General features: G+C 33.4%; 20 protein-coding genes. 16 read left to right on the top strand and 4 right to left on the bottom strand.

Annotated features, from left to right (window positions below; all coding sequences use genetic code 11):
* The first annotated feature begins 180 nt into the window (after positions 1-180).
* The 13 genes from ACUN28_RS14540 to ACUN28_RS14600 all read left to right on the top strand — a co-directional run bounded on the left by ACUN28_RS14540 (position 181) and on the right by ACUN28_RS14600 (position 13001).
* Positions 181-879: a hypothetical protein gene (locus ACUN28_RS14540; RefSeq protein ID WP_016087351.1), complete on the top strand. Its 699-nt coding sequence runs from the start codon at positions 181-183 to the stop codon at positions 877-879.
* A gap of 46 nt (positions 880-925) precedes the next feature.
* Entirely contained in the window at positions 926-2173 is a 1248-nt protein-coding gene (locus tag ACUN28_RS14545; protein WP_016136727.1) for a PoNi-like cognate immunity protein, read from the top strand.
* Positions 2174-2616: 443 nt separating this feature from the next.
* Positions 2617-3003, top strand: coding sequence for a hypothetical protein (locus tag ACUN28_RS14550; protein ID WP_016087353.1), 387 nt, complete (start codon positions 2617-2619; stop codon positions 3001-3003).
* Between the two features lie 363 nt (positions 3004-3366).
* A complete protein-coding gene (locus tag ACUN28_RS14555) occupies positions 3367-3975 on the top strand; it encodes an immunity protein Imm33 domain-containing protein (RefSeq protein WP_002108115.1) in 609 nt (202 codons plus the stop codon).
* Positions 3976-4014: 39 nt separating this feature from the next.
* Positions 4015-4503, top strand: a complete 489-nt coding sequence (locus tag ACUN28_RS14560) for a hypothetical protein (protein ID WP_016087354.1) — start codon at positions 4015-4017, stop codon at positions 4501-4503.
* Positions 4504-4653: 150 nt separating this feature from the next.
* A complete protein-coding gene (locus tag ACUN28_RS14565) occupies positions 4654-5118 on the top strand; it encodes a hypothetical protein (RefSeq protein ID WP_016087355.1) in 465 nt (154 codons plus the stop codon).
* A gap of 213 nt (positions 5119-5331) precedes the next feature.
* A complete protein-coding gene (locus ACUN28_RS14570) occupies positions 5332-6264 on the top strand; it encodes an AAA family ATPase (protein WP_016087356.1) in 933 nt (310 codons plus the stop codon).
* Complete coding sequence (locus tag ACUN28_RS14575; RefSeq protein WP_016087357.1) at positions 6261-7370, top strand: DUF58 domain-containing protein; 1110 nt, start codon at positions 6261-6263, stop codon at positions 7368-7370. The genes ACUN28_RS14570 and ACUN28_RS14575 overlap by 4 nt, the downstream gene beginning before the upstream one ends.
* Positions 7371-7385: 15 nt before the next feature.
* Positions 7386-8120: a hypothetical protein gene (locus ACUN28_RS14580; protein ID WP_016087358.1), complete on the top strand. Its 735-nt coding sequence runs from the start codon at positions 7386-7388 to the stop codon at positions 8118-8120.
* A 184-nt stretch (positions 8121-8304) separates the two neighbouring features.
* Positions 8305-8811: a DUF3902 family protein gene (locus ACUN28_RS14585; protein WP_016087359.1), complete on the top strand. Its 507-nt coding sequence runs from the start codon at positions 8305-8307 to the stop codon at positions 8809-8811.
* Positions 8812-9144: 333 nt separating this feature from the next.
* Positions 9145-10311: a serine hydrolase domain-containing protein gene (locus ACUN28_RS14590; RefSeq protein ID WP_016087360.1), complete on the top strand. Its 1167-nt coding sequence runs from the start codon at positions 9145-9147 to the stop codon at positions 10309-10311.
* 295 nt (positions 10312-10606) lie between these two features.
* A complete protein-coding gene (locus ACUN28_RS14595; RefSeq protein WP_016087363.1) occupies positions 10607-12361 on the top strand; it encodes an adenine deaminase C-terminal domain-containing protein in 1755 nt (584 codons plus the stop codon).
* Positions 12362-12473: 112 nt separating this feature from the next.
* Positions 12474-13001: a hypothetical protein gene (locus tag ACUN28_RS14600; protein WP_016087364.1), complete on the top strand. Its 528-nt coding sequence runs from the start codon at positions 12474-12476 to the stop codon at positions 12999-13001.
* 124 nt (positions 13002-13125) lie between these two features.
* Here ACUN28_RS14600 and ACUN28_RS14605 read toward each other — a convergent pair whose 3' ends face one another.
* Positions 13126-14505, bottom strand: coding sequence for a catalase (locus ACUN28_RS14605; protein ID WP_016087365.1), 1380 nt, complete (start codon positions 14503-14505; stop codon positions 13126-13128).
* A 271-nt stretch (positions 14506-14776) separates the two neighbouring features.
* Here ACUN28_RS14605 and ACUN28_RS14610 point away from each other — a divergent pair, with 271 nt between their 5' ends.
* Complete coding sequence (locus ACUN28_RS14610) at positions 14777-15994, top strand: aspartate aminotransferase family protein (RefSeq protein WP_016087366.1); 1218 nt, start codon at positions 14777-14779, stop codon at positions 15992-15994.
* Positions 15995-16296: 302 nt separating this feature from the next.
* Positions 16297-17754 (top strand): MFS transporter, encoded by a 1458-nt coding sequence (locus tag ACUN28_RS14615; RefSeq protein ID WP_016087367.1) that lies wholly within the window; start codon positions 16297-16299, stop codon positions 17752-17754.
* A 56-nt stretch (positions 17755-17810) separates the two neighbouring features.
* Here ACUN28_RS14615 and ACUN28_RS14620 read toward each other — a convergent pair whose 3' ends face one another.
* Genes ACUN28_RS14620 through ACUN28_RS14630 form a run of 3 tightly spaced genes read right to left on the bottom strand, consistent with a single transcriptional unit; the run spans position 17811 to position 20981 of the window.
* Positions 17811-18917: a DUF4018 domain-containing protein gene (locus ACUN28_RS14620; protein WP_016087368.1), complete on the bottom strand. Its 1107-nt coding sequence runs from the start codon at positions 18915-18917 to the stop codon at positions 17811-17813.
* On the bottom strand, positions 18889-20055 hold the full coding sequence (locus tag ACUN28_RS14625; RefSeq protein ID WP_016087369.1) for a DUF58 domain-containing protein: 1167 nt from the start codon (positions 20053-20055) through the stop codon (positions 18889-18891). The genes ACUN28_RS14620 and ACUN28_RS14625 overlap by 29 nt, the downstream gene beginning before the upstream one ends.
* Positions 20052-20981, bottom strand: coding sequence for an AAA family ATPase (locus ACUN28_RS14630; protein WP_016087370.1), 930 nt, complete (start codon positions 20979-20981; stop codon positions 20052-20054). The genes ACUN28_RS14625 and ACUN28_RS14630 overlap by 4 nt, the downstream gene beginning before the upstream one ends.
* 206 nt (positions 20982-21187) lie before the next feature.
* Here ACUN28_RS14630 and ACUN28_RS14635 point away from each other — a divergent pair, with 206 nt between their 5' ends.
* Positions 21188-21505, top strand: a complete 318-nt coding sequence (locus ACUN28_RS14635) for a PadR family transcriptional regulator (protein WP_016087371.1) — start codon at positions 21188-21190, stop codon at positions 21503-21505.
* The last annotated feature ends 6 nt before the right edge of the window (positions 21506-21511 follow it).

The raw sequence follows: 21511 nt of genomic DNA on the forward strand, positions 1-21511 counted from the left end.
TTAGTTATGTAGAGTGTTACAGAGTTTTATGTAGGGGAAGTAAATAAGTTCAGGGCACGGATGGAGTTGAGAAGATTGTTAATCTTTCTAATAATGAAAAGGGAATCTTGAAATTAATCATAAGTTTAGAGGCAATAGGATAAAAAAGGATATGATGAATAAAGGAGATGTCGTGAAGGTATGGGAGAAAAACTTAGTTTTTTAAAAAAGTACAAAAAGAATATTCGGATCATTCCGTATCATGAGATAAATAAACTTGGTTGTTCGGAAATACCAAGCTCATGGTTTGAATTGTTTCAGGAAGAAAACACAAGCAAAAGAGTTGAGGCAATTTTAAAAGTATGGGAAAAGCAAGCTGGTGCGGAATTAAGAAACACTATTTCATATTTGTCTATGCATCTTGTAGAAGTCGAGCTTATGGAAACTGACGGTAAGTATTCAATTTTATACACTATTAAAACAGACACAGGTGAAATTCTATATTATGAGGGAGGTAATCCAAAAGCTGAGTTTAATAATGAAGCTTTAGAAACAAATTGGGGGGGATTCCCTTCGTCTATACAAGACTTCTATCAAACTGTACATAATGGTTTTTATTTTTATGCGAGTCACTCAATGGGATTAGTTCCTTTGAAAGAAGTAACTTTTTTTGATGATGACGAATGGGGAATTATCGAAGAATTAGAAGAACCTTTACAAATTGATTTACAAACTACTTTTGGTTTCTTCAAAAATGGTTCGGGTGGTTATGTAGCAGTGGATTATAAGAATTGTATTAATGATAATGCGACTTTATGGTGGACGAACGAAGAGCCTAAATACAATGTTGATTTTTGGGATGTAGTTGATGAATGGATAGTAATAGGATTTCAGCTTTAGATTAAAGAAAGGTCATAATTTTGGAAGCTAGGAGGAATTGAATGGTATGAGAGATCCTTTATGTATAGAAGAAAAATGTAGAGAAGAAATTGAATGTAATAAAGAGTTTATTGAGGAAAATAGAGAGGAGATTAAAAGTTTTGAAGAAGATGAAAGGAATGGTATTCAAAGAAAGCCTAACGATAATAAAAGTCTTATAGAAGGAAGATATCTATTAAATTTTAATTATGAGTTAGAGGATATTAACGCAAAATACTCCATAGGAGAAGCTATTCATACAATAGAAGGAGATTTTGACAACACTCTTATTGATTTGGGGCATATAGGGGAAAGAGAAGTTGGATATTTAAATTTAATTTGGATGATATCTCTAGGGATTTTATTAGAGACGGAGAAAAAGAATCTTGTAAGTTTAGCTAAGCTAGTTGAGAAGGAAAATATGAACGACGCAGTAATTGATTTTCTTTTATGCGCTAGTGATATCGGATACACAAACATGACGAACAGATATTATAAGGAAAATCCATATGCAAAAACGAGAGAGATGATAGAACTTGCACAAACAGATAAAAAAGAAGCGTCTAAAAGATTACAAACGTATATGGAGAAAGAATGGTTTAAAGGCCATTATGATTATGAGTGGAAAAACGCGCATAAAGAACCTGGATATGTAGGATATTGGAGCTTTGAAACGGCAGCGCTTGTGAAAATTTTGGAACTTGATGATACAAGTTTAAAAGATAATAATCATTATCCATATGATTTGGCCCATTACAAGAATACAATGAAATTTAAGCATATAGACTTAAGTGAATATCACTATGAAGATGAGACAGAAGAAATAGAGGAAATAGTAGAAGGAATTGAACATAATCCTGCATTGGAAAATATTATTCCGCCAAAATGGCATTCATTGGTCGATGAATTAATACATGATTATGAGAATATGGACGATAGTAGTTTTTATGAAAAATACAAAAAAACAATAGGAATAGGTCAAGTGTGGTTTTTACCACAAGAATATGAAGAAGAAAATGAGCAAAAGGATCTATTAGGAAGTTTAATTGTGTTTGCCCTTACAGTAAGAGATTATATATTACAACTGGACTATAAAGAGGATTTAGAGGACTACATTGATAATCTTAAAAATTTCTGGAATGGATTAGAAATAAAGTTAATTCAATTTATATTAGAGAATGATCAAAATTATTATGCATGGGTACCGAAAGAAATAAATATCCCGAATATGTATGAAGTGAAGATAGAGGTTGTCGAAGTAGAAGAAATTCAATAACCAGTACATCAAAAACATATAGAATTCAATAAATAAAAGAGGTTATAAATAGTGGTAGTTTGTGGAATCCGACTGTCACTATTTTTGTATTTACATTCGTGTATTTAATTTAAGTAAAGTGTTGAATGTCTTTCAGAAAACAGAAAATCATATAAAAAGTATATTAGTCTTTTGTTTATTACAACTTAGATGGAAAACTGAATTTTTATAGTTGGTTAAATCTTGATGGGAAGGTTAATAGATAAATAAAATGGGTTATAAAATTGATATTATATATCGAGATTTTCAACAACATGCTAATGGTTGGAAAGGTTTTTAGCAAACTGTAGACTTATTTAGTATTGTAATAAGTGGTTAAATGTACAATAGAAACTTTGGAATAGAATGAATGAATGAGAAGAAAGAAAAAAATTTTAAAGGCTTCCAATTTAGAGGTGAATTCTATGAAAATTGAAATTATAAAAAATGAAGGAATGTATAATGGTCAAAATATAGTGAGTTTTTCTACTAAGTTTGGTCGTGGGAAAGGTAGTTGGAATGGAGAAAATCCAATCGAAGGTCGAGAATATTATGTCGAGTTAGAAATAGGAGATACAGTAGTGTGGGGAGAAGAGGTTAATAAATCTGACAAAGATCAATACTGTATCAAAAATGATGGGAATTCCACAATTATAGTTTGTGAAGTGGAAACATTTTCTGAGTATGGATGTTGTGATTTTAAAATTGGGTCAAGTATATTCACTGTCGAAATTGATGGAGAAGCATATCGGAAAGGAACTTTTGTTGAAATCAGTACTCAAAATCTTCTTTTGTATGATATAAACTTGTAAGTATGAGACATTAATAGGCGAAATACATATTAAATTTTTGTTTGAAAAATATTATGCTTAATTGAAGCTTTAATTGGTGTAAAAGGATGTTTTTTATGTAAAAAAAATTGAGGTGACACATGGAACTGCTGGCCAATTCATTAGGCTTAAATAAAGAATTGGTATTGGTGCCTTTTAAAAATATATAAATTTGTTCGGTGCTAAAAAATCGTATTATCATAAATGTTAATAGAGACAAAAAAGTATGGGAAGAAGAGTTTTAATATTAGAAATTTTATTGGTGTTAATAACGAAAGTCTATATAAGGCAAGTTGAGGAATGCAGGTTGAGTGAGGAAATTCAATAGAAGTGGAGAATATTGATTTGAAAACAATAATCAAAAATATAGGTAATAAAAATATAAAAGCTAAAGTAGAAGAACCATTAAGTCTTCATGTAGAAACTTTATTTAATTTATTATCTAATGTAAAAGATAAATTAGCAGATAGATTTTCAATACAAATTGGATGGTCTGTTTATAGTTTATATAAGTATGAAGATTATTATCAAATTATCACCCGGGATTATACTAGAAACCCTTTTATAGATACGACGGAAGATTTAACGATTGCATTATGGATACAACTAGAGCAATCGCATTGCTTACGTCGATTAAATATAGAGGGAGAATTAATAAAATTTAACGATAAGATTGTGATAGCGAAAAATGTGTTGCAACAAGAAGAGGTGTATTTACAAAGATCTAGTGGTTGTGATGAAGGTGATTCAGGTTGGTATATAGGTCCTATCAATGAAGAAGTATCAGGAGAATTGGAAATCATATACGCCTACGAATTATTAAAAATGAAACCTGCAATTATTCAAGTGCTAGCTTTACCGTATGAGTATTTAGTAGTATTTGAGAAGGACAAAATTAAAGCGATTTTAAATGAATGTGATGTTGATATTTGGAGTGAAATAGAAAATAAATGAAGTGACTATAACGGGGAAAGTTTCATGGAGGATTAGAAAATGAATGTTGAAATGAAACCTGAAATTAAAGAAGTTCTGAAAAAAATTAAATTTATAGATAGATATAAAAAATTGTCTGGAAACTTTAGCTCAAATCTTAATGATTTAAATGATAGACTTGAGGGTTATGATATGGAAAAGGTAAATGAAATATTTATAAGGTTGGGATATGCAGCAACTTTTGATAAAAAGGAGAAATTTTTTAAGGTAGGTGTTCTAGATTATTCTCCAAATTATATGGTATGGTTTCATATAATTTTAGAACATGGAATGACAGTGTTTGTATGGGTTGTCTATCATAATAATGAAGTAAGACTAGGTAGTCCTTGGAGTGTTTATTCAAGGTTATTGATGAATGCAAGTGAAAGAATAAAAACACCAGTATATCGAAACTATATGGAGTTAGAGGAAATATTAAAAGAGGCATTTTTAATGTATGATGATTTTAAAAGTGAAATAAGTAATGTGTATAGTAAAACCCACAATTGAAAGTAGTAAGTAATACGATACTGTAAATTATTATACATAAGTGATTCATATACTCAAAACATTATTACTTTGTGTGAATGCAACAACCAGATGAAAAAACTAGAAAATAGGCATGTTTTTAAGAGGTATAGAAGGTAGGGATTATTAACTTTGAAAATTTATTATTGTGACGAATGGTCAGATATTAGAAAGAAACCTTGGAATATAATTGATGCATGTAAAGCATACTTGTGTCATCAAAATCACGAACCATATACGGCCGTGTTAACTGAAGGTGAAAGGATTAAGTATGTTATTAATGTTACAAAAGATTGGGTTTCAGTTGGGTTTTATGATGACTTAGTTCGTAAGTATTTAAATTATGATTTTGAAGTTATAAATGATAATAGAATTTTCTTAAGAACAGCTATGTATTGGGAATATAATGATACGAATGAAAAAGAAAAAGCTAGCATGATTTTCAATTTCCGCGAAAATGGTTATACAGTAATGGAAAAGGTGGATGTGAATAGAGGATTAGTTGAGGAACGAGAGGGTGATGATAATCTTGAAAATCACTGGGATGTGTTTCCTGATTTTGGTCATTATATTCATTTGTGCAGAGAGGAAAGATAGTGAATGTATATAAGGTGTCAAATGCCCAATATGAAAATTACGTGAGTTAAGCACTTCATTGTCAACGGACGACAATAGGTGCTTTTTTTACGTGCAGTGAAGAAAAAATATAAGTTTCCTTTTTGCTCTATTTCATATTTGAATTACATGTTATAATTTGGAAAAAATATGTATTGTTAATTTTCTGATAATAGAAAAGGTGGTAGATACTGTATGAGTACATTAAAGAAAATCACTAACAATATCTCGAAGGTTATTATAGGAAAAGATGAATCGATTGAACTTGCAGCTATAGCCCTTATAGCAAAAGGGCATATTTTATTAGAAGATGTACCTGGGACGGGAAAAACAACATTAGCGAAAAGTTTAGCGAAAAGTGTGGACGCTAAATTTCAAAGAATACAATTTACAGCGGATACTTTGCCTGGAGATGTTATTGGTCTTGAATATTTTAATGTAAAGGAATCGGATTTTAAAACGAGATTAGGACCTATTTTTGCAAATATAGTATTAGTCGATGAAATTAATCGAGCTGTACCGAGAACACAATCTTCGTTACTTGAAGTTATGGAAGAACGTACTGTTACGATTGCGAAACAGACACATTCATTACCAGAACCTTTTTTAGTTATTGCAACGCAAAATCCACTCGAATCAGCAGGTACATTTCCTTTACCTGATGCTCAATTAGACCGATTTTTACTTACGATTCGACAAGGTTATCCTACGAGGGAAGCAGAAAAGGAAATGATGAATCGTTTTCAAAAGAATGATCCGCTAGATACGTTACATTCTATTATTTCAGGTGAAGAAATTATTATGATGCAAAAACGCGCAAGGGAAGTGCTAGTAACAAATGATGTGCAAGATTATCTCCTTGAAATCATTGAAGCAACTCGTAATCATGAGCTGATTGAAATTGGAGTAAGTCCGCGGGGGACGTTGGCATTTATGAGAGCGATTCAAGCACGGGCAATATTAAATGAAAGAGATTATTGTACGCCAGATGATATAAAACTACTAGCTGCATCCGTTTGCGCTCATCGTTTAACGTTAACGATTGAGGGAGAGATGAAAACGACGAAAGAACAAATCATGAAAGAAATCCTTCATACGATTAGTGTGCCAGTGGAGAATGTACGATGAATCAACAGCTTGTGTATACACCTTTAGCGGAGCCTTTCGTAATGGGAGTTATGTCAGTGGTAGCCGTTATTTTAAGTGTATTTTCAAGTAATCTATTGTTTTTATCTCTCGTATTTTTGTATGTAATTTTAATAGGTGCTATGCATGTGTACATGCGTAAAGTATCTCGTGTTGAATGGGAATACAGTCAGGGGAATTCAAACGTTTTTATAGGTGAAACGAATACGTGTAAAATTAAAATTTCAAACAAGTCGATATTTCCTATTCTTAATATCGTATTTCGATTTAAATGTGAAAATAAGCTAACTTGGAATCATGATGAAATAAATAAAAATTATAGTACAGGTTCAAATTATTATATGAATTTTAATTTAAAAGGAAGAGAGTCAGTTTCATTTGATTTACAAGCTGTAGCGTTAAAAAGAGGAATTGCGAAATGGGAAGAAGTTGAAATTGTTATTACTGATCTCTTTGGATTCATAACGAACCATATAACATATAAACAAGTTGATACGCCCTCCTATTTAGTCTTACCAGCTGTTCCGAAAATGCAAGTTCCTGAATTACAAGAATGGTCACGGGGATTTCGAAAAGCGATGTCTTCACCGCTATATGATGAAACGAAAGTAATGGGAGTGAAGTCTTATGAAAATGAAGATTTTCGTTCCATCCACTGGAGTGCAACAGCGAAAACAGGGACGATAACTGCGAAAAAGTACGAGCGAACACAATCAGATAAATATGCGATTTATCTCAACTTGCAAAATAAAAGTGGTGTTTCTTTGCGAAATGATACAGAAGAATTAATTGAATTAACGGCAGGCATATGTAAACAACTGCTCATGCAAAACTGTTCATTTGAAGTATGGATCAATAGTGTAAAAGATAACGGTTTGCTACATATAAAAAATGGGGATAATCGGAAACATTTGCAAAATGTATTAAAGGTACTTGCCTCAATATCGAATCAGGACACGCCAGTATCTTCTTCTTATTTTTACACAGCAGGCTTTCGTCGAAAGAAACTGGATGCGGTTCCTTTAATTATTGGTACTTCACCAAAGAAATACAGTAGAACGAATAAATGGATTGTAATTAAAGAATAAGAAGGGGCTTATGTCATGGTTAATAAAGCGCGGCATATGAAAGTGAAGTTATGGAGTGTTAGAGTTTTAATGCTACTTTTCTTTACGGTTAGTGCGATAACGTTATCACAAGGTGTGGTGCATGTGCAAGACATAGTAAAAGAACGTTTTTTTAATAAGACGGAGACAATGTTGGAAAGAAATTATGATTTTACTAGTATAAACGAACAGTTTGATGAGCCTGAAAGAATTATAGATGAAGAAACAGGAGTTGTAGGTACAAGAACGAAAATAGATAGGAAAATCCCGCTTTTTAAACGGGAGAATTCATGGAGTGATGTGCTTTCTATGCTTTCAAATTCATGGATTAGTATAGTTTTTTATGTAGTTATTGCAGGGGTAATTATATATTTTCTTTATAAATCCGTTAGGAAAAAGTTAACGAAACCAGAAATAGAACAGGAGAAAAAATCGGTAACAAAAGAAAATACGGTAAGAACCGAAAATAACAAGAAAGTCATTCATCAGTTAGAACAGTCGTTACCGACAGATACGATAAGAAAAACGTTAGTTGGATGGGAAAGAACATTACCATTTCATGAACAGAGAAGGTCCTATGAAACGATGCAACAGTGGTTAAAAAGAATTAGTAGAACGAGAAATATTACTTCGTTATATGAGTCTGTTCGTTATGGTGAAAAGACGTATACGGAGTTAGATGTGGAAAAAATAATGAAGTGGGTAGAGGGAGATGGGAAGGTGGATATATAAATATCCACCTTTTCTTTTTTTATACGTAAATTTGATTAACATGAATTATTTTCTTATATGAAACCGTCTTCAAATAGGAAAACAAAATTAACTTTATTTACTTATACTTCATTACATGTTAACCTATACTTAATTTTTATAAATTATAATTAATTTTTAAGTTTTTTAAGGGTGTGAATGTGTAATGAAATCGGTATTAAAAAGCATACTTATTTCCTTTGTTTTTTCAGCAGTAGGTATGTGTTGGTTACTGTTCTTATTATTCAAAGGGGACGGAGACTGGTTATTGTCTTGGATAGGCGTATTAATGGCATATTTATCTTTATTCACTTTAATAGATTTATTTTGTAAAAATACATACGATAAAAAAATAAGTAAGTGGCTTATAAAAACAGCGGTGACTAGCTTTAGTTTTGCTGTATTAGGAATCTCATTTTGTATCATACACGAGCTATTAACACCATGGAGTCTCAGTTTAATGGTGTGGTATTGGTTGGTAATGTTAGTTTTATTTTTAACAACCATAATATCGTTAGTCAGTCTCGTATTTGTTAATCGTAAAAATCATAATTTCACCGGTGTATATAGAATACTTATACTTCTAAATGTACTGCTTACGTTAGGACCAGTATTATGGCCACTATTACTTTCTATTATCGGAAATGGTATGAACGCTAGTGCAGGATGGTAAAGGTGAATATAGATTAGTTGCTTAAATAAAAAAGAACGTATTTACATAAAAAGTGAAAACACGTTCTTTTTTTATTCATTTTAATACGAACACAATGAATAAATCATCTTAAAATAATTAAGACAAGGTGAAATGAAAATGGGGGCAGTTAAGGGACTGTCCTTCTTTTTTTATGTCCTTTTTATTTTCATACATAATTCTTTCTCAGCTTAGCGTAACAAAATTTGAACGTAAGTATTTCGTAAGGAATGGATAAGAAAAAAGAGAGGTTTATCATATAGGATAAAAGTATAGCTTGAATCAATACGATATGAATAGGGGAGAGAAAACCTTATGAAAAAATGTAATTTAATGAAGTTAGCGAGTTTGACAGTTTTATTAGCGGGTACTACTCTATTTACACCTGGTTTTACTGTGAAAGCAGAGTCTACTCAAAGTATTTCTAATTCGTCACAAGTACATGATCAAAAGAATCGGAATGGATGGAAACAAGTCATGCAGGAAACAATCCAAATTGGGGCGCCAGGGGTATTAGCTAAGACGTATAATAACGGAAGAGTTAATAGTTATACTGCTGGTTTGGCGGATTTAAATACAAAGAAACCAATGAAATTAGATTATCGTTTTCGGATTGGAAGTGTGACGAAGACTTTTACTGCTACGACTGTTCTTCAATTAGTAGGAGAAAATCGTGTGCAACTTGACGATCCAATTGAAAAGTGGCTACCGGGAATTATTCAAGGAAATGGGTATGATGGCAATCAAATTACGATACGCCAACTTTTGAATCATACGAGTGGTATCGCTGAATACTTAAAGTCAAAAGACGCTGATATTATGAATTCGAAAAAAACGTATACAGCAGAAGAAATAGTGAAAATAGGCCTTTCTCTGCCTCCAGATTTCTCGCCGGGTAAAGACTGGTTGTATTCAAACACAGGATACGTCATATTGGGAATGCTAATTGAAAAAATAACTGGTAATAGTTATGCGGAAGAAATTGAAAAGCGAATTATTGAACCTTTGGATCTGTCAAATACGTTTTTACCAGGAAATTCACCCGTCATCCCAGGAAAGAATCATGCTCGTGGGTATATGAAAATTGACGAAACAAGTGAGTTGAAAGACATGACGTATTATAATCCGAGTTTAGCAAATGCAGCTGGAGATATGATTTCTAATGCGGACGATTTAAATAAGTTCTTTTCATCTTTACTTGGTGGTAAGTTACTGAAAGAACGCGAGCTAAAAGAAATGCTTACTACAGTTCCTATAGAAGGGAAAGGTCTTGGTGATGGATATGGTCTTGGAATCTATGAAACTAAACTTCCAAATGGTGTCTCAGTTTGGGGGCACGGCGGATCAATTCCTGGGTTTATGACTTTTGCTGGCGGAGTAATGGGAGGCAAGCATACATTTGCTGTCAATGTTAACTCTTTAGGTCCGGTTGATATTCTTACACAGTTTAATAAAATGATGCAAATAGAATTTAAGAAATAAATGAAAAGAAAACGAATGGGATCCTGCTTTAAAGGATCGTATTAGCATCCATAGTATGACATCAAGTGTAATTCAATCGTATAGTTTAGTATAAAAAAGGATGTCAGCTGCATGACATCCTTTTTATTGTGGGGTAAAGAGGTATGTTTCATTTTGAAAATTGTTATTTTTGCGAGTATTCCATATAATGATAGGTATAGGGTCTATACAGGGGAATTATGAATGAAAAATACTTTAGTTTGTTAATTGTTTTTATTTTAATAAATAAAAGTAAATTGATGTGGAGTGAAATACATTGGGAGAAAATCAGTTTAGATGGAGTAACACACAATTACGAGAACATGTTGAAGTAATAGACGGCACAAGAAGTCCGCACATTTTATTAAAGAATGCAACATACTTAAATTCCTATATGCGCGAGTGGGTGCAAGCAAATATTTGGATCTATGATGACCGCATTGTATATGTAGGAGAAAAACTACCAGCGCAACTACATGAATGTGAAGTCATTGATTGTGATGGAAAGTATGTAGTTCCTAGTTACATAGAACCGCATGCACATCCATATCAATTATATAATCCAGAGACTTTAGCGAATCATGCGATGCAATTTGGGACAACAACTTTCATTAATGATAATTTAACTTTATTTTTTACATTACAACGTGAAGAAGCATTTCGTTTATTAGATGAATTTAAAAAGATTCCAGCAAGTATGTATTGGTGGTGTCGTTTTGATGGACAAACTGAATTGCAAAACGGGGAATCTATGTTTAATAGTGAAGAAATAATAGAGTGGCTGCAGCATGAAGCAGTTCTGCAAGGTGGTGAGCTAACAGCATGGCCCAAACTATTACATGGCGATGATGAAATGCTAACTTGGGTGCAGGAAACAAAGCGATTACAGAAAAAAGTAGAAGGGCATTTTCCAGGAGCATCTGAAGCAACGTTAGCAAAATTAAAGCTGTTAGGTACAGACTGTGATCATGAAGCGATGACAGGTCAAGAGGCGTTAACTCGTCTTATGCAAGGTTACACTGTTTCCCTAAGAAATTCTTCAATCCGCCCAGATTTAGAAGTTTTACTGAAAGAATTGTTGGAACTAGGAGTAAATCAGTTTGATAGATTTATTCTTACTACAGACGGCTCACATCCTTCGTTTTATGAAAATGGAATGACAAACGTTATGATATCTACCGCGATAAAACAAGGAATCCCAGTAATAGATGCTTATCATATGGCAAGTTATAATATCGCTCGTTATTATAATATGGAACATCTACATGGTTCAATTGCGACAGGTAGAATGGCTAATATGAATATTCTAGAAAGTAAAGAAAACCCAGTACCAATTAGTGTCATTGTAAAGGGACAATGGGTGAAGCGTGACGGTGTAAATACACATGAAGCATTACATATAGACTGGAGTGAATGTAAAGTAACTCCATTATCATTAGATTGGACAATAGAAAAAGAGGATATGATTTTCTCAAATAAAACGGGTATACACTTATTAAATAACGTGATAACAAAACAATATACGAGTGAAATCGACATAGACTGTGATGAATTGTCCATAGATCATGATGAATGTTTCCTTATGATGATTGCTCGTGATGGTACGTGGCGAGTGAATACAGTTGTAAAAGGTTTTGCCAAGGAACTAGGTGGTCTTGCTAGCACTTATTCTGGTACCGGCGATATCATTCTTATTGGGAAGAATAAAGAAGATATGCTTATAGCTTTTCATAGAGTAAAAGAGCTTGGCGGGGGAATGGTAATAGCTGAAAAGAATGAAATATTACACGAAATCGCATTACCATTGCTCGGAATTATGTCAAATTTAAAAATGAGTGAATTAATACAGGAAGAGAAACAAATGGTGAAACTACTCCAAGAGCGTGGTTACGCGTATGACGATCCGGCATTTACCATTTTGTTCTTTTCTGCGACGCACTTGCCTTTTATACGGGTAACGCCTATAGGGCTATATGATGTGAAAAATAGTAAGGTAGTGACTTCACCGGTGAATTTGATAAAGCAATGTTAATATGAAAGGCTCTATAAAAGTCCAATTTATAGGGCCTTTTACATTGTTAGCATAAGAATATTGTGAGCCTCAAATAATATAGTATCTAAATTACTTGAGGTGAAACGTAAGTATGAAAAAAATATTGTATATTTTAAGTGTATTTATATTATGTGTATCTATTCAACAAGTTGTACATTCTCAAACAGATGCACCAGAGCTATCTTCTGATTGTCTTGAAAAAAGGAAAATTCGAGATGACAAGCATGTGGAAAATATAATAAGTGACATTAAATCCACATTTAATTTAAATATTGATGAACATAGTTTTTGGGAAGTAAGTAAAAGAGATCTGGAGGCTGCCCATTTGATGTATGGTGGAAAGGAAAATGATTCTTATTATAATTCGCTAACTAAAATTTATGATAGTGGTGGATTTAGCGAGCAGCCCAGCTTATTTGTGAGGGCGCAAGAAGCATTTTTACTTTATAAAGAAAAAGATAATATCAATGTAATGAAACGCCTAAAACTAGACGTTGAAAAAGGGGAATGGCTCGTTATAAAAACGAAAAAGAAGAAAGGGAAAAAAATGAAATTCAAACCGTTGCAATGTGAAAAAGATTATTTGAAAAAGAGAAATGAGTATCATAATCCAAAATGAAATAACGGAAATTTTGAAAGAGAAAAATTTCGTCAATACTTGTAAATGAGGCGGTAAAAATCCCTAGTAATTTCGCCATAAAAAAACGTCATTTTAATGTTTGAAATGACGTTTTTTTATATCCTTAAATCTTTTGTATCGCACTCTCAATCTTCTTCACCAAATCAGCTGACACTTTATGAAAATACCCCAAAACTACCTTTCGAATATCATCGGATATAACTTTCAAATCACTAGCTAAGTTTTCAGCGAGATGTTCTTTTTCTATCGGCTGTAACTCCGTATAAAATTCTCCAGCCTGCGTAAAGTCATCTTGTTTCGTTATAGAAGTTCTTTCAAGTTTACCTTCAACGTACCTTCCGTCACCGCTCGTTATTTGATTAGCAGGTGTCCAATCTTGCTGTTGGTTAATCGTTAATTTGCGGAATTCAGGTCCAATTCTTCTTCTTTGAGAATCGCTGTAAATGTTAGCTCGCCCTTGCAACATTTTATCATCTGATAGTTCTGCACCGTCTAGTAAATTAGAAGGGGAGAAGGCGACTTTTTCTACTTGCTCCATATAATTTTCAGGGTTTTTATTTAATACCATTTTGCCTACTGGTATAAGAGGATACGCCTTTTCATCCCATACTTTTGTATCATCTAAAGGGTCATAAGAAAGATGTTCTTCATCTTTCGGATCCATGAGCTGGACATATAAACCGTATTCCACTGGCTTACCATTTGCAATTGCATCATATAAATCTCTCCCGCTATAATCAGGGTTTTCGGCAGCCAGTTTATTTGCTTCCTCACTAGTAATGAATTGTACACCTTCAAATGGGTACCAATGATACTTTACATACTTTCGATTACCTTCTGCATTTCTCCAAACATATGTATTTACACTATGCCCTGGGATATGGCGAAGACTTTTGGCTGTACCAGCATCAGAGTATAAATGGACAACGAAATGAATGGATTCAGGTGCTTTAGCGACAAAGCTCCAAAATCTATTCGGGTCTATTAAGTTATTTTTAGGTGAAGGTAACAACGCTTGAATTGTTTCTGGGAAACGCATCGGATCACGAACGGAAAAGACAGGAATGTGATTACATAAAAGATCGAAAATGCCTTCTTTTGTATAAAATTTTGTGGAAAAACCGCGTACATTCCTAGCAGTATCAGGTGTTCCTTTCGTACTAACAGCTAATGAAAATCGCACCATAACAGGAACTTTCTCATTAGAATGTTGTAGAAAACTAAGTTTAGTATGTTCAGACATGGGATAGATCGTTTGAAAATAACCGAATGCACCAAATCCTTTTACATGAACAGGTCTTTCTAAAATTTTTTCGTGAATAAATTCTTGTAACGCCTCGTGAAGTACGCTATCTTGCTTTAGAACAGGTCCACGTGAACCAACTGTTTGAGAGTGAAGTATAGCTTGTTCATTACGTTCTCCATTTTCATTAAAGCCTTTCCCTAGTAAAGATTGCCCTTGTTTATCATAGTTTTCATCCATCGATATAGCCTCCAAATCTTTTTTGCCCATTGTTACTAAATATGATTTCATAGCCTTGATTATGTATGACACGCAAAGTTCAAAATAGTAACAGACCGCTAGATGAAAAAAACGCGTATGCAGTGGACCTGTTGAAATAGAAGAAATTATGGAAAAATGAATATCGGGAAGAAAATTACTATTAAAATTTCAATCTTAAAAATGAATTTATACATGATTTTATAGAGAATGAACATCAATAAACAGGGAAAATAATTAGGAGGAATTGAACATGTCGGATTGGTTTCAATTAGATAAAGAATATATGATGCCCACGTATTGTCGTACGAAGGTTGCAATAGAAAGAGGAGAAGGTTGTAAACTGTATGATGTGGATGGTAAAGAGTATATAGATTTGTTTTCTGGCGTAGGAGTAAACGTATTAGGCTACAATCACCCGAAAATTGTGCAAACAACTATGGAGCAAGTTACGAAATCGTTGCATCTTCCATTTCATTTTTTAAACCCAGTTGCGATTGAGTATGCAAAGAAATTAGTTGATTGCTCTTTAAAAAATGGAAAAGTCTTTTTTACAAACTCAGGTACGGAAGCGACAGAAACAACGTTGAAATTAATTGATAAATATAGAGCTAATACGCATGAGGAACGTGAAGGAATCGTAGTGTTGAAGAATAGTTTCCACGGGCGTACGTTAGGAGCACTTCATTTTACGAGACAAGAAAGTGTATATCAAAATTTCCCTAAAACATCGATTCCGGTATATGAAGTAGAGCGCGAGAATATAGGACAATTAGAAGAAACAATTGTTAAAGAAAATCCAATTGCGATTATGCTAGAGCCAGTGTTAGGAAGCGGGGGGATATATCCTTTATCAAGTGAATATTTACATGGTGTTCAAAACTTATGTGAAAAATATAATGTCATTCTTATCGTTGATGAAGTTCAAAGTGGTATGGGGAGAACTGGTAAACTATTTGCTTATCAAAATTTCAATATTACACCCGATATTATTCAAATTGGTAAGGGAGCAGGAGGCGGGATACCGCTTGGTGGAATTATTGTAGGTGAGAAGTTATGTGATGTATTTTCACCAGGAGATCACGGCACAACGTTTGCTCATTCTTCAATGGGAACGGCTTTAGGGTTAACGGTTTTACATACATTGATTGACGATGGTTTAATGCAAGAAGCGTATGAAATGTCACTATATTTACATGATAAATTGAGAGAAATTCAGAATGAAAATTCTTATTATATTCAGGAAGTACGTCATGCTGGTATGATGTTTGGAATTAGTTTGAATGATACGAATAAAAATGTAAAAAAAATACAGATGGAGCTAATGGAAAAAGGGATGTTAGTTGACGTTACACAAGGGAATATCATCCGTTTACTCCCTCCGTATATAATTACAAAAGAGGAAATTGATGCATTTATTTATGAGTTTATCGCTTGTATTCATAGCTTAGCAGCAATAGCAAGTGTTTAAAAAGCTTTATGAAAAAGTACCTTATTTTTAATGCAAATAGGAAGAAAATAGGGTTGAAAAAAATAAATTTATGTATTTAAATAAAAAGCTGAAAAAGGTACTCGTATAGCGCCTTCTTCAGCTTTTTAAAATAGTAAATTACTTAACATAGGGAGCATCTCATTGGACAAATAATTAATTATGTGAAACAATAATAACAGATAAGGAGACATTAATTTTCCTTAAGTGCTTCGAATTAATTTTATTCAATAAGAGAAGGTGTGCTTAAAGAAGTTAAATTAAATAAGGAGCTGTTTTATTATATGCAACAAAATAATGATTTAAATTTTGAACCTCAAGACGTTAATATTGTCAATCCTAAACAAGCCAGGAAAGCAGTAGTTGCTACTGGTATAGGGAATGCAATGGAGTGGTTTGACTTCGGATTATACGCGTATTTAGCGGTTATCTTAAGTCAATTATTCTTCTCAGGTGTTGATAATAGTGGATTGCAACTTGTACTTACATTCGGTACATTTGCAGTAGCCTTTCTCGTTCGACCAATCGGAGGTGTATTCTTTGGTAGAATAGGAGATAAGTACGGCCGAAAAATCGTGTTAAGTACTACTATTATTTTAATGGCACTTTCTACATTATTCATCGCATTACTACCAACCTATGAACAAATTGGTGTATGGGCACCAATACTACTTTTAGTTGCCCGAATGATTCAAGGCTTCTCTACAGGCGGCGAATATTCAGGTGCAATGGTTTATATCGCAGAATCTTCTCCAGATAAAAAGCGTGGTATACTCGGTAGTGGTCTTGAAATTGGAACACTCTCAGGTTACATTGCTGCATCGGTAATTGTTACCATTTTGACGTTATTGTTAACAGATGAGCAAATGCTCAGCTGGGGCTGGCGTATTCCTTTCTTAATAGCTGCACCAATTGGTTTGGTCGGTTTATATTTACGCCGTCATTTAGATGAATCTCCCATTTTTGAAGAGATGGAAAAAGCACAAGAGGAATCTGAAGACAACGAACAATTTTCATTTATGGACATATTAAAATATCACAAAAAAGACTTCTTATTAAGCACAGTAATTGTCGCCTTCTTTAATATTACAAATTATATGATTCTTTCGTATATTCCTTCTTATCTAACTCAAGTACTTAAAGTCAAAGAAACAACTGGCTTATTAATTATTTCGATTACGATGGCACTTATGATTCCACTAGCATTATATTTCGGTAAATTAAGTGATAAAATTGGTAATAAACGCGTCGTGCAAATTGGTTTACTTGGTTTAACTGTATTTGCAATTCCAGCATTTTTACTAATAGGTAACGGACATATTGCAGCAATATTTGCAGGTATTTTCGTATTAGGTTTCTTCCTAAGTGTTTATGAGGGTACATTACCTTCATTATTACCATCACTATTTTTCACTGATGTACGTTATCGAGCACTTTCGATTTCCTTTAATATTTCTGTATCAATATTCGGTGGAACAACACCGCTCGTATGTTCATACTTAGTTCATGCGACTGGTAACCCGCTTGCACCAGCATTTTATTTAACAGGTGTAAGTATTATTGGATTAGTTGTATTTAGTGTATTATTCGTTACAACATCAGGACGTGCACTAAAAGGTTCATATCCTACAGTAGAAACGAAAAAAGAAGCACACCAAATCGCTAAAGAAGACCCTGAAGAAACGCTTTGGTGGCATGAAGAGTCATTAGAAATTGAAGCAGGGAAAAACGCGTCAATTTAAAAAGTAACGTAGAAATATAAAAAGACTCCTATGAAAATAGGAGTCTTTTTGTTGTGTTATTTTTTTCTTTTCTTCAAGCTTTTCTGATACACGTAAAGCTTATGAACCTCTTCCTTAAATTCCTGAAGTAGCATCATATTCTCATCATTTGAATAACGCACTGTATTATAAGCATTTATAATAATATGACTCTCAATATTTACATCTACTTCACTATTTATTCTATCTAACCATGCCTCAATAGTTTCTCCTCGATTTCTATTTAAAGGGGGAGTTAACTTACTTTCAAGCTTAAAAATCTCTTTTCGAATTTCGTTATGTGGCGGTTTGTTTCGTTTCAAACGTTTTTGGCTCATTCCTTCTTTATCAGTGATAATAGTAGATTCGAAGGCAGGCATATTTGGTAAACTAAATTGCTTTCGTCTTTTTATTATTTTCCAAACGACGTAAATAGCAATGGTTGTACATACTATAATTGTAATGCTATTTATGAGAGTTGGATCAAAATCACGCTGTCCAAATTCCTCCTTAATTTGAGGGTCTTTTAGATTTCCTTTATTCGACCAAAAATCGTCTGTCTCTTTTGATTCCGCTGCTGAAAATAAAGGATTGATAGCGTATCCGAATCCTAATGCAACTATTTCGACAATATAAGAAAAAATAAGACGTATATAAGGAAATACTAGAATAAGTAAAGCGCTAAATGTTCCAATTGTAATAATAGAAGTAAAACGTAATAACTGTTGATTACGATTGGAACCCGTTAACCAAAATGCAATCATAATGTGTAAGACTAATAGTAATAATTTCCATAATGGTGGAAAAGGTGCGAAAAATATAGCTGAAAAGACGAACCATACAATACCACCTAATGACTTTTGAACTGGATATCCAGGACCGACTACATGTACGATAAAGAAGAAAAGCGGTAACATAATTGTGCCAAATAGAGAGAAAGAGAGAAAGATTGAACAACCGATTATTTGAGTAAGTAACAGTATGACAAACCCTATTGTTTTTTTCTTCATAAATTTATGAATTAGAAATACACCCATATAGCCTGTTACTAAAAATATAGCAATAGAAACCAGTTCATCCCTTTCTGTTACTAACGAAAGGAGGAGCAGAATAAAGTCATGAACGTGATAGAGCCAAGTTTTCAAGCTTTTCCACCATCCCTTCGTTAGTAATGAGAAACGTAGGCTGCGAGAGAAGAGGGAGTTCATTTCTCTGTAAACCAATGTATATCATTGTAGACGTTCGTTCTCTTTTTCTCGTTACATAATGAAGAAATCCTTGTTTCGGAAGTAACGTACTATCATCTGAAATACGTGCTAATTCTTCTAAAGATATTCCGTAATGTGCTTGTCCTTCGTTTAATGGTAAGTGCAGTGGACCACCTTCAGCTAATACACTAATAAATAATTCAAACGGTATTTGATGCTTCGTTGCGTATTGACAAATGTATGTTGCAAATGAAATAAGGTCTTCTATATTATCTTTCCAACCAAACCCGCGATCAGCAGCTAATGAAAGACAAATTGTCCAACTATAATTTTTTACAGGTTCATATTGCTTCGCTTGTAATTCCTGCATTTTAGCAGATGCTTTCCAATGAATAGAACGGAAAGATTCACGCTCATATCGTTTAACACCGATAATAGATGTTTCATCATTGTAAAAAGAAAAATTCGTTCGATAAGATCCTGTTAAAAGTTGCTGAAGTTCTTGCAAACCTGCTACTTCTTTAGGAGAAGGATACACAATAATTTCAGTCCGTAATTTATTGAAAATAGGTAAATGTACAGTTAAAAGATGAAAAGGATCTTTCAAAACGCATTCGAACTGTTCAATTTGAAACACACCACGCTTCGTTGCGGTTAATGTTAAATCCCATCTTTGCGCTGAATGAGCAGGTTGTGAAAATGGGAAAGAGAATAGTGTTTTTGATATTTGTTCAATTCCTTGATCTTTTTGTGGTAGTAGTGACGGATTTAAATGAAAATAACAAACACCGTTAACGAGTGGTATATTTGCTCCATTTTTTAAATGAATAAAAAACTGTCCAGATTCATTAGGGAATAACCGAGTTATTTGTTTCTCGTTTATCACTTGAAACCTTTTCTCTATATAAGCGACATATTTATAAATGAAAATCGCAAATAAGTAATAGAAGAAAAAGAGAAACATAATAATTCGTTGTGGCATAAAAAATGTAAATAGTATAGCGCCTGGGACGGTTAGTTGAATAATATGGAGTTGGAAGAATAACGGTACAGTTACAACGCGCTGTCCATTCATGCTTGCTCAATCTCCACTGGTACGTCAACTTCTTTTAAAATTCTTTGCATAATTTCATTTTTTGTCGTACGTAATGCACCTTCCATTGATAAGACGATACGGTGATTCCAAACAGAAGGAACTAAAAATTGTATATCTTCTGGTGTGCAATATTCTCTCCCTCGTAAAAATGCTAATGCCTGTACTGCACGCACTAAAGCAAGTGTGGCACGTGGACTTACACCGTTAGCGATGTAATCATGATTTCTTGTAGCATGAGCAAGTTTAATAATGTAATGTTCTAACGGTTCTGATACGAAAATCTCCTTTACTCGTTTCTGTGCTTCTAAAATGTCTTCTAAAGAAATAACAGATGTGACACTTTCTAGAGGTGTATCCTTACGAAAACGTCGCATCATTTGTAGTTCATCTTCAGGATTCGGATACCCTATTGAAATTGTCATTAAAAAACGATCAAGCTGTGCATCTGGAAGAGGGAAAGTTCCTTGTGATTCAATTGGATTTTGCGTCGCAATGACAAAGAAAGGTTTCGGAAGCAGAGTAGATTGCTTTTCAAGCGTTACTTGTCGTTCTTCCATCGATTCTAATAAACTAGACTGTGTTCTCGGCATAGCGCGGTTAATTTCATCGGCAAGCAAAATATTAGTCATGACTGGTCCGAGTCTTAACTCGAATTCACTCGTTTTTGGATTGAAATATTCAATACCTGTCACATCGCTCGGAAGTACATCCGGTGTAAATTGGACGCGAGAAAAATTACCACCAATACTTTTAGAAAGTGTTTTCGCAAGTAACGTTTTCCCAGTACCAGGCACATCTTCGAGTAATACATGCCCGTCAGCAAGCAAGGAAACAAGGAGTAAATCTATTACATTCTCTTTGCCAACAAACACAGAACTTATATTTTCTTTTAATTTATTTATCATATGTATCATTCCTTTCAAAATATAAACGGATATTTCTATATTTTAACAAATTATTCAGAAAATTTATATGATTTTTCAATTCAAAGAAATAAATATTCGATTATTAAATTATACTCTTGCGTATTTTGGAATGCGAATATATAATATCGGTATACGATGTATCGTAAGTCGATATATCAGAAAGCGATGTATCGGAGGTGGTTATAATGAATGCGAAAGCGCAAAAATATATTCCGTTAACTGAAGCAACATATTACATATTGTTGTCATTAGTAAAGCCAATGCACGGTTACGGAATTATGCAAATGGTAGAAGAGATGACAAATGGAGAAGTAAAACTCGGTCCTGGTACTTTATACGGGAATACGACGAAGTTATTAAAAGAGAAATTAATAGTTGAAGTTGCCTCTACAGATAGAAAGAAGTGCTATGAGTTAACGTCCTTTGGGAGAGAAGTGTTGGAACTAGAGTACAACAGGTTGCAGAGATCAGTAAGAAATGGAAATAGTATTTTAGGGGAGTGAATGGAA

Source organism: Bacillus sp. WC2507 (assembly GCF_052656125.1).